The organism is Agrococcus sp. BE272 (assembly GCF_031457935.1).
Lineage (GTDB): Bacteria > Actinomycetota > Actinomycetes > Actinomycetales > Microbacteriaceae > Agrococcus > Agrococcus sediminis.
Genome location: NZ_JAVDXL010000002.1, coordinates 531,674 through 545,845 on the forward strand (window position 1 = coordinate 531,674; position 14,172 = coordinate 545,845).

General features: G+C 73.1%; 10 protein-coding genes and 1 tRNA gene. 9 read left to right on the plus strand and 2 right to left on the minus strand.

All coding sequences use genetic code 11. The annotated features are described in order from the left end of the window. Position 1 precedes the first annotated feature (1 nt). The 7 genes from trpC (at position 2) to pyk (ending at position 11,570) form a co-directional block, all read left to right on the plus strand. Positions 2 to 790 (plus strand): indole-3-glycerol phosphate synthase TrpC, encoded by a 789-nt coding sequence (trpC, locus tag J2X49_RS08990; RefSeq protein ID WP_310125151.1) that lies wholly within the window; start codon positions 2 to 4, stop codon positions 788 to 790. Continuing rightward, the gene (gene trpB, locus J2X49_RS08995; protein WP_146356176.1) at positions 787 to 2,013 is read left to right on the plus strand and encodes a tryptophan synthase subunit beta; all 1,227 of its coding nucleotides are present in this window, start codon (positions 787 to 789) and stop codon (positions 2,011 to 2,013) included. Before trpC ends, trpB begins: the two co-directional genes overlap by 4 nt. Continuing rightward, entirely contained in the window at positions 2,010 to 2,888 is an 879-nt protein-coding gene (gene trpA / locus J2X49_RS09000) for a tryptophan synthase subunit alpha (RefSeq protein ID WP_310125154.1), read from the plus strand. The genes trpB and trpA overlap by 4 nt, the downstream gene beginning before the upstream one ends. Further along, the gene (lgt, locus tag J2X49_RS09005) at positions 2,885 to 3,880 is read left to right on the plus strand and encodes a prolipoprotein diacylglyceryl transferase (RefSeq protein WP_310125157.1); all 996 of its coding nucleotides are present in this window, start codon (positions 2,885 to 2,887) and stop codon (positions 3,878 to 3,880) included. The genes trpA and lgt overlap by 4 nt, the downstream gene beginning before the upstream one ends. 72 nt (positions 3,881 to 3,952) lie before the next feature. Continuing rightward, positions 3,953 to 8,518 (plus strand): glutamate synthase large subunit, encoded by a 4,566-nt coding sequence (gltB, locus tag J2X49_RS09010; protein WP_396131158.1) that lies wholly within the window; start codon positions 3,953 to 3,955, stop codon positions 8,516 to 8,518. Continuing rightward, complete coding sequence (locus J2X49_RS09015; RefSeq protein ID WP_310125160.1) at positions 8,511 to 9,965, plus strand: glutamate synthase subunit beta; 1,455 nt, start codon at positions 8,511 to 8,513, stop codon at positions 9,963 to 9,965. The genes gltB and J2X49_RS09015 overlap by 8 nt, the downstream gene beginning before the upstream one ends. Positions 9,966 to 10,076: 111 nt before the next feature. Further along, positions 10,077 to 11,570: a pyruvate kinase gene (gene pyk, locus J2X49_RS09020; RefSeq protein WP_310125162.1), complete on the plus strand. Its 1,494-nt coding sequence runs from the start codon at positions 10,077 to 10,079 to the stop codon at positions 11,568 to 11,570. 51 nt (positions 11,571 to 11,621) lie between these two features. On the opposite strand, the gene J2X49_RS09025 is transcribed toward pyk, so the two are convergent. Further along, positions 11,622 to 11,703, minus strand: a tRNA-Leu gene (locus tag J2X49_RS09025). 47 nt (positions 11,704 to 11,750) lie between these two features. Between J2X49_RS09025 and J2X49_RS09030 the strand changes: the two genes are divergently transcribed. Next, positions 11,751 to 12,392 carry an ANTAR domain-containing response regulator gene (locus J2X49_RS09030; protein ID WP_128189714.1) on the plus strand — a complete coding sequence of 214 codons (642 nt, stop codon included), beginning with the start codon at positions 11,751 to 11,753 and terminating at the stop codon, positions 12,390 to 12,392. A gap of 283 nt (positions 12,393 to 12,675) precedes the next feature. Next, complete coding sequence (locus tag J2X49_RS09035; protein WP_310125165.1) at positions 12,676 to 13,557, plus strand: hypothetical protein; 882 nt, start codon at positions 12,676 to 12,678, stop codon at positions 13,555 to 13,557. A 154-nt stretch (positions 13,558 to 13,711) separates the two neighbouring features. On the opposite strand, the gene J2X49_RS09040 is transcribed toward J2X49_RS09035, so the two are convergent. Further along, on the minus strand, positions 13,712 to 14,131 hold the full coding sequence (locus tag J2X49_RS09040) for a PaaI family thioesterase (protein ID WP_246993543.1): 420 nt from the start codon (positions 14,129 to 14,131) through the stop codon (positions 13,712 to 13,714). Between the last annotated feature and the right edge of the window lie 41 nt (positions 14,132 to 14,172).

Here is a 14,172-nt window from a genome sequence, read left to right on the forward strand (position 1 = left end):
CGTGCTCGACGCGCTCACCGCGGGCGCGCTCGAGGACGCGGCGCGACGCCGCGAGAGCCTGCCGCTCGAGCGGCTGCAGGCGATCGCCGAGCGCACGCCCGCGCCCCTCGACGCCGCCCGGATCCTCGGCACGCCGAAGGCCGACTCGCCGGGTCCCCACATCATCGCCGAGGTGAAGCGGGCGAGCCCCTCGAAGGGCCCGCTCGCCGACATCCCCGAGCCCGCATCGCTCGCCGCGCGCTACGCCGCCGGCGGCGCGAGCGCCATCAGCGTGCTCACCGAGGAGCGCCGCTTCCTCGGCTCCCTCGACGACCTCCGCGCCGTGCGCGCCGCGGTCTCGGTGCCGGTGCTGCGCAAGGACTTCATCGCCGACGAGTACCAGCTGCTCGAGGCGCGCGCGTTCGGCGCCGACCTCGTGCTGCTCATCGCCGCGTCGCTCGAGCCCGCGCGGCTGCGGCAGCTGCACCGCGAGGCCGAGGGCCTCGGCCTGTCGGTGCTCGTCGAGGTGCACGACGAGCACGAGATCGACGCGGCCCTCGGTGCCGAGGCGCGCATCCTCGGCGTCAACACCCGCGACCTCAAGACGTTCGCGATGCACCCGGAGCGCTTCGCCGAGCTGCGTGCGCGCATCCCCGCGGGCACCGTCGCGGTCGCGGAGTCGGGCGTGCGCACCGCTGCCGACGTCGCGCGCTACCGGCAGGACGGCGCCGACGCCGTGCTCGTCGGCGAGGCACTGGTCACCGACGGCGACCCCGAGTCGCGCGTCGCGGAGTTCGGGAGGGCAGCATGAGCGCATCGCAGCAGTCCCCGTCGCTGCGGGAGCAGCACGGGCCGTGGTTCGGCGCCTACGGCGGCGTCTTCATGCCGGAGCCGCTCATGGCGGCGATCGACGAGCTGGCCGAGTGCTACGCCGAGTGCAAGGCCGACCCCGCCTTCCAGGCCGAGTTCGCGCGCCTGTCGCGCGACTACACCGGCCGCCCGTCGCTCCTCACCGACGCGACGCGGCTCAGCGAGCAGGCCGGCGCCCGCATCCTGCTGAAGCGCGAGGACCTCAACCACACCGGCAGCCACAAGATCAACAACGTGCTCGGGCAGGCGCTCGTCGCGCAGCGGCTCGGCAAGACGCGCCTGATCGCCGAGACCGGCGCCGGCCAGCACGGCGTCGCGACCGCGACGGCGGCCGCGCTGTTCGGCATGGAGTGCGTCGTCTACATGGGCGAGGTCGACACAGAGCGCCAGGCGCTCAACGTCGCCCGCATGCGGCTGCTCGGCGCCGAGGTGGTGCCGGTCAAGAGCGGCTCCCGCACGCTGAAGGACGCGATCAACGAGGGCCTGCGCGACTGGGTCGCGAACGTCGACAGCACCCACTACCTCATGGGCACCGTCGCCGGCCCGCACCCGTTCCCCGAGATGGTGCGCGACTTCCACCGCGCCATCGGCGACGAGGCGCGCGAGCAGACGATCGCCCTCACCGGCGGGCTCCCGGATGCGGTGCTCGCGTGCGTGGGCGGCGGCTCGAACGCGATGGGCATCTTCCACGCCTTCCTCGACGACGCCGACGTGCGCCTCATCGGCCTCGAGGCGGCCGGCGACGGCGCCGAGACCGCCCGCCACGCGCTCTCGATCGAGCGCGGCGCGCCGGGGCTGCTGCACGGCATGCGCACGTACCTGCTGCAGGACGACGAGGGCCAGACGCTCGAGTCGCACTCGATCTCGGCCGGCCTCGACTACCCGGGCGTCGGCCCGGAGCACGCGTGGCTGCACGACCTCGGCCGCGCCGAGTACCAGCCGGTGAGCGACACGGAGGCGATGGATGCGTTCCTCGCGCTCACGCGCGCCGAGGGCATCATCCCCGCCATCGAGTCGGCGCACGCCATCGCGGGCGCGCTGCGGCTCGCGAAGGAGCAGCCGGGCTCGACGCTGCTGGTGTCGCTGTCGGGCCGCGGCGACAAGGACGTCGCGACCGCCGGGCGCTGGTTCCACCTGCTCGACGAAGGGGCGCAGCAGCTGTGAGCCGCACCGAGGACGCCATCCGCGCGAGCGGCAGCCGCGCGCTGATCGGCTACCTGCCGGTCGGCTTCCCCGACCTCGCCACGAGCATCGAGGCGGCCGTCGCGATCGCCGAGGCCGGCTGCACGGCGATCGAGCTGGGCGTGCCCTACTCCGACCCCGGCATGGACGGCCCGGTCATCCAGGCCGCGACCCAGTCGACCCTCGAGCGCGGCTTCCGCCTCGAGGAGCTCTTCGAGGCCGTCGCGGCGATCACCGCCCGCACGAGCGCGCCGGTGCTCGTGATGACCTACTGGAACCCGGTGCTGCGCTACGGCGTCGACCGCTTCGCCGAGCGGCTCGCCGCCGCGGGCGGCGCGGGCCTCATCACGCCCGACCTCACGCCCGAGAACGGCCGCGACTGGCTCGAGGCCGCCGAGCGGCACGACCTCGACCGAGTGTTCCTCGCGGCGCCGTCCTCCTCCGACGCGCGCATCGACGCGGCCGTCGCTGGCTCGCGCGGCTTCGTCTACACCGTCTCGACCATGGGCACGACCGGTGCGCGGAACGACGTCGACCTCGCCGCGCGGGCGCTCGCCGACCGCATCGCCGCCCGCGCCGCATCCGTCGGCACCGAGGCGCTGCGGTGCGTCGGCCTCGGCATCTCGACCGCCGAGCAGGTGCGCGACGTGCTCACCTACGCCGACGGCGCGATCGTCGGCTCGGCGCTCGTGCGGGCGCTCGGCGCCGGCGGCGTGCCCGCCGTCCGCGAGCTCGCCGCCTCGCTCGCCGCCGGTACACTCGACGACGGCCCGGCCGCCGCGGGCGCCGCGGTCGCGGACGCAGCGCCGGCCGCTGGCACGCCGACCCACAGCACAGAGAAGGGCGCTTCCGCGTGACACCTCTCCTCCAGAGCATCCCGAGCCCGCCGCCCGAGTGGCAGCAGGTGCCGGTCGGGCAGTGGCTGCACAGCATCGGCCTGACGTTCGTGCCCGCCGGCTGGGGCATCCAGACCTACGCGCTGTGCATCCTCGCGGGCATCGTCGTAGCCGCGGTGCTCACCGGCTGGCGCCTGCGCCAGCGCGGCGTCGAGGCCGGGTACGTCATCGACATCGCCGTCTGGGCCGTGCTGCTCGGCATCGTCGCCGCGCGGGTGTTCCACGTCGTCTCGCACCCCGACGACTACTTCGGCCCCGGCCGCGACCCGCTGAGCGCCCTCTACATCTGGGAGGGCGGCATCGCGATCTTCGGCTCGCTCATCGGTGGCGCGATCGGCATCTGGATCGGCTGCCGCCAGACCGGCCTGCGGTTCACGACCTTCGTCGACGCGCTCGCCCCCGGGCTGCTGCTCGCGCAGGCCTTCGGCCGGCTCGGCAACTGGTTCAACCACGAGCTGTACGGCCAGCCCACCGCGCTGCCGTGGGGCCTCGAGATCGAGGCGACCAACCCCGCGTTCCCGGTGGGCCTGCCCGAGGGCACGCTGTTCCACCCGACGTTCGCCTACGAGATCGTCTGGAACGTGCTCGGCGCGGCGCTGCTGCTGTGGATCGACCGCAGGCGCGACGTGCAGTGGGGCCGCCTCGTGGCGCTCTACCTCATCTGGTATGGCGTGGGCCGCTCGATGTTCGAGACGATCCGCGTCGACCCGTCCGAGCTCATCCTCGGCATCCGCATCAACGTGTGGATGGCGTTCCTCGCGATCGCGGTCGGACTCGTCGTCTGGATCGTGCAGACGCGACGCCACCCGGGCCTCGAGCCCTCGCCGTGGCAGCCAGGGCGCGAGCCGGGCACGCAGGAGGGCGTAGACTCGGATGTCTACACCGAGCTCCCCGAGTCCCGCACCCAGGACGAGGCCGAGCCCGCCGCAGATCCCGCGGTCGTCACCAGGTAGTCCTGCGCGCTCCTCGCGCGCCGCGGGCCGACGGCGTCCCGCTCCCACCGCAGCAGCAGCTGAAGGAGCACCATGCGAGCATCCAGCGAGCCCCCGTTCGGGGGAGACCGGTTCCAGGGGATGGGCGCGCCCGCGGCGACGGGCATGTACGACCCGCGCCATGAGCGCGACTCGTGCGGCCTCGCCATGGTCGCGACCACCCGCGGCACCGCCGGCCACGATATCGTCGCGCTCGCGCTCGACGCGCTGCGCAACCTCGAGCACCGCGGCGCGGTCGGATCCGACGCGGGCACCGGCGACGGCGCCGGCATCCTGACGCAGATGCCGGATGCGTTCCTGCGGGCCTCGGTGCCGTTCCCGCTGCCCGAGGCGGGGGCGTACGCCGCCGGGCTCGCCTTCCTGCCGCTCGACGACGCGCACCGCGCGCGCGTGAAGGAGCAGCTGCAGGAGATCGCAGGCCAGGAGCGCCTGCGGGTGCTCGGCTGGCGCGAGGTGCCGACCGTGCCCGACGCGCTCGGCAAGCTCGCCCGCAGCGCGATGCCCGCGATCGAGCAGGTCTTCGTCGCGTCGGCCGGCTCGCCCGTGGCCGGCATCGAGCTCGACCGGCTCGCGTGGCGGCTGCGCAAGCGCGTCGAGCGCGAGGTGGGGGAGTACCTGCCGTCGCTCTCGAGCCGCACCATCACGTACAAGGGCATGGTGACGACGCTCCAGCTGGAGCCGTTCTACCCCGACCTCTCCGACGAGCGCTTCGAGACGAAGCTCGCGATCGTCCACTCCCGCTACTCCACGAACACGTTCCCGTCGTGGCCGCTCGCGCAGCCGCTGCGGATGATCGCGCACAACGGCGAGATCAACACGGTCGAGGGCAACCGCAACTGGATGCGCGCGCGCGAGTCGCAGCTCGCGAGCGAGCTGCTCGGCGACCTGCGGCCGCTGAAGCCGATCGTCACGCCCGGCATGAGCGACTCCGCCTCGTTCGACGAGGTGCTCGAGCTGCTCACGCTCGCCGGCCGCTCGCTCCCGCACGCGATCATGATGATGGTCCCGCAGGCGTGGGAGAACCAGCCCGACATGCCGCAGGAGCTGCGCGACTTCGCCGAGTACCACTCGCTGCTCATGGAGCCGTGGGACGGGCCGGCGGCGATCAGCTTCACCGACGGCAGCCTCGTCGGTGCGACCCTCGACCGCAACGGCCTGCGCCCCGGGCGCTGGCTCGAGACCTCCGACGGGCTGTTCGTGCTCGCCTCGGAGACCGGCGTGCTGCCGATCGAGCCGAGCCGCGTCGTGCGCCGCGGGCGCCTGCAGCCGGGCCGGCTGTTCCTCATCGACACCGAGGCGGGCCGCTTCGTGCCCGACGAGGAGGTCAAGCAGCAGCTCGCCGCGATGGAGCCGTGGGGCGAGTGGCTCGAGTCGAGCCGCATCCACCTCGCCGACCTGCCCGACCGCGAGCACGTCGCGCACACCGCCGCATCCGTCACCCGCCGCCAGCGCACCTTCGGCTACACCGAGGAGGAGGTGCGGATCCTCATCGCGCCGATGGCGAAGACCGGCGCCGAGCCGCTCGGCGCGATGGGCTCCGACACCCCGATCGCGGTGCTCGCCGAGCGGCCGCGGCTGCTGTTCGACTACTTCAAGCAGGCGTTCGCGCAGGTGACGAACCCGCCGCTCGACTCGCTGCGCGAGTCGATCGTGACGAGCATGTCGATGGGGCTCGGCCCCGTGCGCAACCTGCTCACGGCCACGCCCTCCCACGCGAGCCAGATCATCCTCGACTTCCCCGTGATCGACAACGACCAGCTGGCGAAGATCCGCTCGATCGACCGCACGCCGGGCTCCCGCCGCACGGTCGTCGTGAAGGGGCTCTACCGCGTCGACGACGGGCCCGAGGCGATGGAGCGGCGGCTCGAGGCGATGTGCCGAGAGGTCGACGAGGCGATCGCCGAGGGCGCGCAGTTCATCGTGCTCTCCGACCGCGACTCGACCGACCAGCTCGCGCCCATCCCGACGCTCCTCATGACGAGCGCCGTGCACCACCACCTCATCCGCGCATCCACCCGCATGCGCGCGGGCATCGTCGTCGAGGCCGGCGACGTGCGCGAGGTGCACCACGTGGCGCTGCTCATCGGCTACGGCGCGAGCGCCGTCAACCCGTACCTCGCGATGGAGACCGCCGAGCAGCTCGCCCTCACCGGCCAGCTCGGCGCCGACGTCGACACCGCGGTGCGCAACCTCATCAAGGCGCTCGGCAAGGGCGTCACGAAGATCATGTCGAAGATGGGCATCTCGACCGTCGGCTCCTACGGCGGCGCGCAGGCGTTCGAGGCGATCGGCCTCTCGCAGCAGCTCGTCGACCGCTACTTCACCGGCACCCACTCGCCGCTCGGCGGCGTCGACCTCGACGTCATCGCCGAGGAGAACCGGCTGCGGCACCGCTCCGCCTACCCGGACGAGCGCGCGCCGCTCGCCCACGAGCGCCTCGCGACCGGCGGCGAGTACCAGTGGCGCCGCGACGGCGCGCCGCACCTGTTCAACCCCGAGACGGTCTTCAAGCTGCAGCACTCGACGCGCACGGGGCGCTACGACGTGTTCCGCGAGTACACGCGGATGGTCGACGACCAGGCGGCCGAGCTCAAGACGCTGCGTGGCCTCATCGGCCTCCGCACCGACGCGGCCCAGCCCATCCCGATCGACGAGGTCGAGCCGGTCTCCGAGATCGTGAAGCGCTTCTCGACCGGCGCGATGAGCTACGGCTCCATCTCGCAGGAGGCGCACGAGACGCTCGCGATCGCGATGAACCGGCTCGGCGCGAAGTCGAACACCGGCGAGGGCGGCGAGACCGAGGAGCGGCTGCTCGACCCCGAGCGGCGGAGCGCCATCAAGCAGGTCGCCTCCGGCCGCTTCGGCGTGACGAGCATGTACCTCACGCACGCCGACGACATCCAGATCAAGATGGCGCAGGGCGCGAAGCCCGGCGAGGGCGGCCAGCTGCCGCCGGGCAAGGTGTACCCGTGGGTCGCCTCGACGCGGCACGCGACGCCGGGCGTGGGCCTCATCTCGCCGCCGCCGCACCACGACATCTACTCGATCGAGGACCTCAAGCAGCTCATCTTCGACCTGAAGCGCTCCAACCCGCGCTCGCGCGTGCACGTCAAGCTCGTGTCGCAGTCGGGCATCGGCGCGGTCGCGGCGGGCGTGGCGAAGGCGAAGGCGGATGTCGTGCTCGTCTCCGGCCACGACGGCGGCACGGGCGCGAGCCCGCTCAACTCGCTGAAGCACGCGGGCACCCCGTGGGAGATCGGCCTCGCCGAGACGCAGCACACGCTCATGGTGAACGGCCTGCGGGAGCGCGTCAGCGTGCAGGTCGACGGCCAGCTGAAGACCGGCCGCGACGTCATCGTCGGCGCGCTGCTCGGCGCCGAGGAGTTCGGCTTCGCGACCGCGCCGCTCGTGGTCTCGGGCTGCATCATGATGCGCGTCTGCCACCTCGACACGTGCCCGGTGGGCGTCGCGACGCAGAACCCGGTGCTGCGGCAGCGCTTCACGGGCAAGCCGGAGTTCGTGGTGCAGTTCTTCGAGTTCATCGCGCAGGAGGTGCGCGAGATCCTCGCGTCGCTGGGCCTGCGCACCCTCGACGAGGCGGTCGGCCGCGGCGACCTGCTGCAGGTCGACCGGGCGGTGGCGCACTGGAAGGCCGACGGGCTCGACCTCGCGCCCGTGCTCGCGCAGCCCGACGGCGCGCACGGCGCGCCCCGGCGCACGACCGCGCAGGACCACGAGCTCGACGAGCAGCTCGACAGCCGGCTGCTCGCGCAGCTCGAGCGCGCGATCGACGCGGGGGAGCGGCTCGAGCTCGACCTCGAGATCGCCAACACCGACCGCGCGGTCGGCACCATGCTCGGCAACGCCGTCACGCTGCGGGCCGGCGCGCGGGGCCTCGAGCCCGGCACCGTCGACCTGACGCTCCGCGGCTCCGCCGGCCAGTCGCTCGGCGCCTTCGTGCCGCGCGGCATCGCGCTGCGCCTCATCGGCGACGCCAACGACTACGTCGGGAAGGGCCTCTCCGGCGGCCTCATCACCGTGCGCCCGCCCGAGGACGCGGCGCTCGTCGCCGAGGAGAACGTGATCGCCGGCAACGTCATCGGCTACGGCGCCACGAGCGGCGAGCTGTACCTGCGCGGCATCGTCGGCGAGCGGTTCCTCGTGCGCAACTCCGGCGCCACCGCGGTCTGCGAGGGCGCGGGCGACCACGCCCTCGAGTACATGACCGGCGGCACCGCGGTCATCCTGGGCTCCACCGGCCGCAACGTCGGCGCCGGCATGTCGGGCGGCGTCGCCTACGTGCTCGACCTCGACGAGCGGCTGCTCAACCAGGACTCGTTCCACCAGGGCGAGCTGCGCGTCGAGCAGCCGAGCGAGGAGGACGAGATCGAGCTGCGCGCCATCCTGGCCCGGCACGTCGAGCTGACCGGCTCGACCGTGGCGCAGGCGGTGCTCGACTCCGGCCTCGCGGGCATCTCGAAGATCGTGCCGCGCGACTGGGCGATGGTGCAGTCCATCCGCCTCGACGCGCAGGCGCAGGGGGTCGACCCCGACTCGGACAACATCTGGCGGCGGATCCTGGAGGTGACCGGTGGCTGACCCTCGTGGCTTCCTGAAGGTGACGGAGCGCGAGCTCCCGAAGAAGCGGCCGGTGCCCGTGCGCATCCTCGACTGGCGCGAGATCGGCGAGCCGGGCGACAAGGCGGTGCTGCGGCGCCAGGCGAGCCGCTGCATGGACTGCGGCGTGCCGTTCTGCCACCAGGGCTGCCCGCTCGGCAACCTCATCCCAGAGTGGAACGACCTCACGTGGCGAGGCGAGGGGCGCGCCGCGAGCGACCGGCTCCACGCGACGAACAACTTCCCCGAGCTCACCGGGCGCCTGTGCCCGGCGCCGTGCGAGTCGTCGTGCGTGCTCGGCATCAACCAGCCCGCGGTGACGATCAAGTCGATCGAGCAGACGATCGCCGACGAGGCGTTCGCGAACGGCTGGACCGAGCCGCACCCGCCCGCGCGCCTCACGGGCAAGACGGTCGCGGTGGTCGGCTCCGGCCCCGCGGGCCTCGCGGCGGCGCAGCAGCTCACGCGCGCCGGCCACACGGTCGCCGTGTACGAGCGCGACGACCGCATCGGCGGCCTGCTGCGCTACGGCATCCCCGACTTCAAGCTCGAGAAGCGCACGCTCGAGGCGCGGCTCGCCCAGATGCAGGCCGAGGGCACGCGCTTCCGCGCGGGCGTCGAGATCGGCCGCGACATCACGTGGGAGCAGCTGCGCGACCGCTTCGACGCGATCGTCGTCGCCACGGGTGCCCCCGTCGCCCGCGAGCTGCCCATCCCCGGGCGCGAGCTCGACGGCGTGCACCTCGCGATGGACTACCTGGTGCAGCAGAACCGCGCGGTCGCCGGCACCGTCCCCGCCAACCAGATCACCGCATCCGGCAAGCACGTCGTCGTCCTCGGCGGCGGCGACACCGGGGCCGACTGCATCGGCACCGCGCACCGGCAGGGCGCGCTGTCGGTGACGAACCTCGCGATCGGCGTGCAGCCGCCGAGCGAGCGGCCCGAGCACCAGCCGTGGCCCGTGCATCCGACGCTCTTCGAGGAGCAGTCGAGCCACGAGGAGGGCGGCGAGCGCAGCTACCTCGTCTCGACCGTCGAGTTCCTCGCGAACGCCGCGGGCGAGGTGCGCGCGCTCAAGGTCGCCGACACCGAGATCGTCGACGGCGTGCGCCGCCCGAAGCCCGGCACCGAGCGCGAGATCCCCGCCGACCTCGTGCTGCTCGCGCTCGGCTTCACGGGGGCGGATGCGTCGATCGGCGAGGCGCTCGAGGTCCCGTTCGAGCGCGGTGTGCCGCAGCGCGGCGCCGACTTCGCGACCGGCACGCCGGGCGTCTTCGTCGCCGGCGACGCCGGCCGCGGCGCCTCGCTCATCGTGTGGGCGATCGCCGAGGGCCGCGCCGCGGCCGCCTCGGTCGACGCCTACCTCGAGGGCGAGACGGCGCTGCCGTCGCCCGTGCGCGCGACCGACCGCCCCTTCGCGGCAGTGTGACCCGCGCCGTGCCGAGCGGCCCGTGTGGCGCGCTCGGCGCGGCGACCTGGGAGTATGGAGACGTCCGCGCCGATCCCACCCAGGCGGCGCGCCGATGAAAGCGAGCTGACGATGAGAAGAGCCAAGATCGTCGCGACGTTCGGCCCGGCACTGGCCGGCTATGAGCAGACGAAGGCCGCGATCGCGGCCGGCGTCAACGTCGCGCGCATGAACCTGAGCCACGGAGACCACACCGTCCACGAGGGGGTGTACGCCGACATCCGCAGGGCGAGCGACGAGCTGGGCATCCCGGTCGGCATCCTCGTCGACCTGCAGGGGCCGAAGATCCGCCTCGGCAAGATCCCCGGCGGCCCGTACGACCTCGCCGAGGGCGACCGGTTCACGATCACCACCGACGAGGTCGAGGGCGACGGCCAGCGCGCCGGCACCACGTTCAAGGGCCTCCCGGCCGACGTGCAGCCCGGCGACCCGCTGCTGATCGACGACGGCCGCATCGTGCTGCGCGCGGTCGAGGTCACCGACACCGACGTCGTCACCGAGGTCGTCGTCGGCGGCCCGGTGAGCTCGAACAAGGGCATCAACCTGCCCGGCGTCGCGGTCAACGTGCCCGCGCTGAGCGAGAAGGACGAGGACGACCTGCGCTGGGCGCTGCAGCTGGGCGCCGACATCATCGCCCTCTCGTTCGTGCGCGACGCGAAGGACATCGAGCGCGTGCACGAGATCATGGCGGAGGAGGGCAGGAAGCTGCCCGTCGTCGCGAAGATCGAGAAGCCGCAGGCGGTCGAGAACCTCGCCGACATCATCGACGCGTTCGACGCGATCATGGTCGCCCGCGGCGACCTCGGCGTCGAGCTGCCGCTCGAGCAGGTGCCGCTCGTGCAGAAGCGCGCGGTCGAGCTGGCCCGCCGCTGGGCGAAGCCCGTCATCGTCGCGACCCAGGTGCTCGAGTCGATGATCGAGAGCCCCCGCCCGACGCGCGCCGAGGCGAGCGACTGCGCCAACGCGATCCTCGACGGCGCGGATGCGGTGATGCTGTCGGGCGAGACGAGCGTCGGCAAGCACCCGATCGTCACGATCAAGACGATGGCGCGCATCATCGAGGCGACCGAGGAGGACGGCCTCGGCCGCATCCCCCCGCTCGGCACGAAGCCGCGCACGCAGGGCGGCGCGATCACGCTCGCCGCGCTCGAGGTCGCGGAGTTCGTCGAGGCGAAGGCGATCGTCGTCTTCACCGAGTCGGGCGACTCGGCGCGCCGCATGTCGCGCCTGCGCACCTCGATCCCGATGTTCGGCTTCACGCCCGACCCCGAGATCGAGTCGCGCATGCAGATGATCTGGGGCATGCAGACGCACCTGGTCGACCGCGTGACGCACACCGACGAGATGATCGCGCAGGTCGACGACGTGCTCATCGGCAAGCGCCTCGCGCAGGTCGGCGACAAGGTCGTGGTGATCTCGGGCATGCCGCCCGGCACCTCCGGCTCGACGAACGACCTGCGCATCCACCGGGTCGGCGACGTGCACGCCGACGCCGTGCCGGCGTACCACGGCAAGCGCCGCATCGAGGTCGTGCACCAGTCGGTGCCGCACCCCGCGGAGGCGTAGCCGCCAGCACCTCGCGAAGCCCGGCCGGTCCAGTGGACCTGCCGGGCTTCGTGCCGGTGGTGGGACTCGAACCCACACTCCTCGCGGAAGCGCAGTTTGAGTGCGCCGCGTCTGCCTGTTCCGCCACACCGGCGAGAGCCGGGGCATCCGCCCGGTCGGCCGAACACTAGGCTAGTGCTCATGACCGACGACCTCTTCGCCGAGCCCCAGATCGACGCGGCTGCCGCACCGACCGCATCCTCCGCACGCCGGGTGCTCGTCGCCGAGGACGAGTCGCTCATCCGCCTCGACATCGTCGAGACGCTGCAGGCCGCCGGCTTCGAGGTCGTCGGCGAGGCCGGCGACGGCGAGCGCGCCGTCGAGCTCGCCACCGAGCTCGAGCCCGACCTCGTCGTCATGGACGTCAAGATGCCGAAGATGGACGGCATCACCGCCGCCGAGCGCATCGGCGCCGCGAAGATCGCGCCCGTCGTGCTGCTCACCGCCTTCAGCCAGAAGGAGCTCGTCGAGCGCGCCGGCGAGGCCGGGGCGCTCGCCTACGTCGTGAAGCCCTTCACGCAGAACGACCTGCTGCCGGCGATCGAGATCGCGCTCGCCCGCTGGGACCAGATCCGCGCGCTCGAGGCCGAGGTCACCGACCTCTCGGACCGGTTCGAGACGCGCAAGCTCGTCGACCGCGCGAAGGGCCTGCTCAACCAGCGCATGGGCCTGGCCGAGCCGGAGGCCTTCCGCTGGATCCAGAAGGCGTCGATGGACCGCCGCCTGACGATGGCCGAGGTCGCCCAGGCCGTCATCGAGCAGCTCGGCACCCCCAAGAAGTAGCCGCGGGGCGCCTGCGGGTCCCACGCACCGGGACCGCCCTCCGCCTGTGTGGCGCCTCCCGCGATCGAGTGGCGCCCCGCGCGACTGAGTGGCGCCCCGCGCGATCGACTGGCGCCTTGCGCGATCGACTGGCGCCCCGCGCGATCGACTGGCGCCTTGCGCGATCGACTGGCGCCGCCTGCGATCGCGCGGTGCCCCGACCGGCGCCGGCCACCGCATCCGTTCTCCACAGCCGGAGCGTCCGGGGCCGCAACGGATGCTCGACGGCGTCACCATGCGTGCCATGGACACCCCTCACGGCTTCACCGTCCGTGCCGGACTCGAGCGCGGCTACTCGGCCGCAGAGCTCCGCTCGATGGCGTTCACCGCACCCGCGCGCGGCGTCCGCATCACCGCGGCGATCGGGGACGAGGGCCGCGCGCTGCTCGAGGCGGTGCGTGCGCTCGCACAGGACGACCAGTTCTTCTCGCACACCACCGCCGCACGCATCCACGGGATGCCGCTGCCAGCTCGCTTCGAGCAGGAGGCGCGGGTGCACCTCGCCTCGCCGACGGGTCGCGCGCGGATGCACCGGCCCGGCGTGGTCGGCCATCGGCTGAAGTCGGCGACGACGGAGGTCGACGGGATGCGCGTGGAGGCTCGGGCCGATGCCTTCGTCCACCTGGCGACGCTCCTGAGCGTCGAGGAGCTCGTCGCCGTCGGCGACTGGCTGGTGTCGCCGAAGCGGCGCGAGCCGATAGCGCTCGAGGAGCTCACGGAGGCGGTGCGCCGCTACGCCGGCGCGCGCGGCCTGAACCGCGCAAGACGCGCGCTCGCGCTCGTGCGCGTCGGCGCGGAGTCGCCGCGGGAGTCGCTGGTGCGGCTGCTGATCCTCAGAGCGCTGCCGGAGCCGGTGCTCCAGCACGAGGTCCTCGATGCTGCAGGCTGCTTCGTGGCGCGCCTCGACCTCAGCTGGCCGCACCTGCGGCTCGGCGTCGAGTACGACGGGGAGCACCACGAGGATCCGGAGCAGCGAGCCCGCGATGCCGTCCGGCTCGCCAAGCTGCGCGCGGAAGGCTGGCACATCATCACGGTCACTCGCGACGACCTCGCCGACGGCGGTGAGGCGCTGCTGCGCACGATCGTTGCTGCGCACCGGCGGTACTCCTCCTGGGAGGCGGCCTGATCGCGGCGGGCCGCCACTCGATCGCCGGAGGCGCCACTCGATCGCCGGACCTGCCACTCGAGCGCGGGAGGCGCCACTCGATCGCCGGAGGCGCCACTCGTTAGCGGGCGGCGCCACTCGATCGCGGGCGGCGCCACTCAAGGGGCGGGGAGGGTCAGCGGTCCTTCACGAAGTTCGTGATGCGGATCGTCGAGGCGCGCCTGCCCTCCTCGTCGCGGCAGACGATCTCGTGCACGGTCATCGACCGGCCGAGGTGCAGCGCGGTGCACTCCGCCGTCACCCAGCCGCTCGTGATCGAGCGGGTGTGCGTCGCGTTGAGGTCGACGCCGACGGCGTACCGGCCGGGGCCGGCGTGGATGTTGGCGCTCACGGAGCCGAGCGTCTCGGCGATCACGCAGTAGGCGCCGCCGTGCACGAAGCCGACCGGCTGGCGGTTGCCCTCGGCCGGCATCCGCGCGACCGAGCGCTCGGCCGACAGCTCGAGGAACTCGATGCCCATGCGCTCCGCGAGCTCGCCGCCCGGCCTGCCCTCGCGCTCCTGCAGCAGTCGCTGCGCGGCCTCGTCGGGCTGGATGGGCTGGGTCACGCGGGTCTCCCGTGCTCGGCGGCCGTGTC

Coding starts and splice junctions, on each gene's coding strand:
- trpB (WP_146356176.1), top strand. CDS start 787: ATGAGCGCATCGCAGCAGTCCCCGTCGCTGCGGGAGCAGCACGGGCCG.
- gltB (WP_396131158.1), top strand. CDS start 3,953: ATGCGAGCATCCAGCGAGCCCCCGTTCGGGGGAGACCGGTTCCAGGGG.
- pyk (WP_310125162.1), top strand. CDS start 10,077: ATGAGAAGAGCCAAGATCGTCGCGACGTTCGGCCCGGCACTGGCCGGC.
- J2X49_RS09030 (WP_128189714.1), top strand. CDS start 11,751: ATGACCGACGACCTCTTCGCCGAGCCCCAGATCGACGCGGCTGCCGCA.
- J2X49_RS09035 (WP_310125165.1), top strand. CDS start 12,676: ATGGACACCCCTCACGGCTTCACCGTCCGTGCCGGACTCGAGCGCGGC.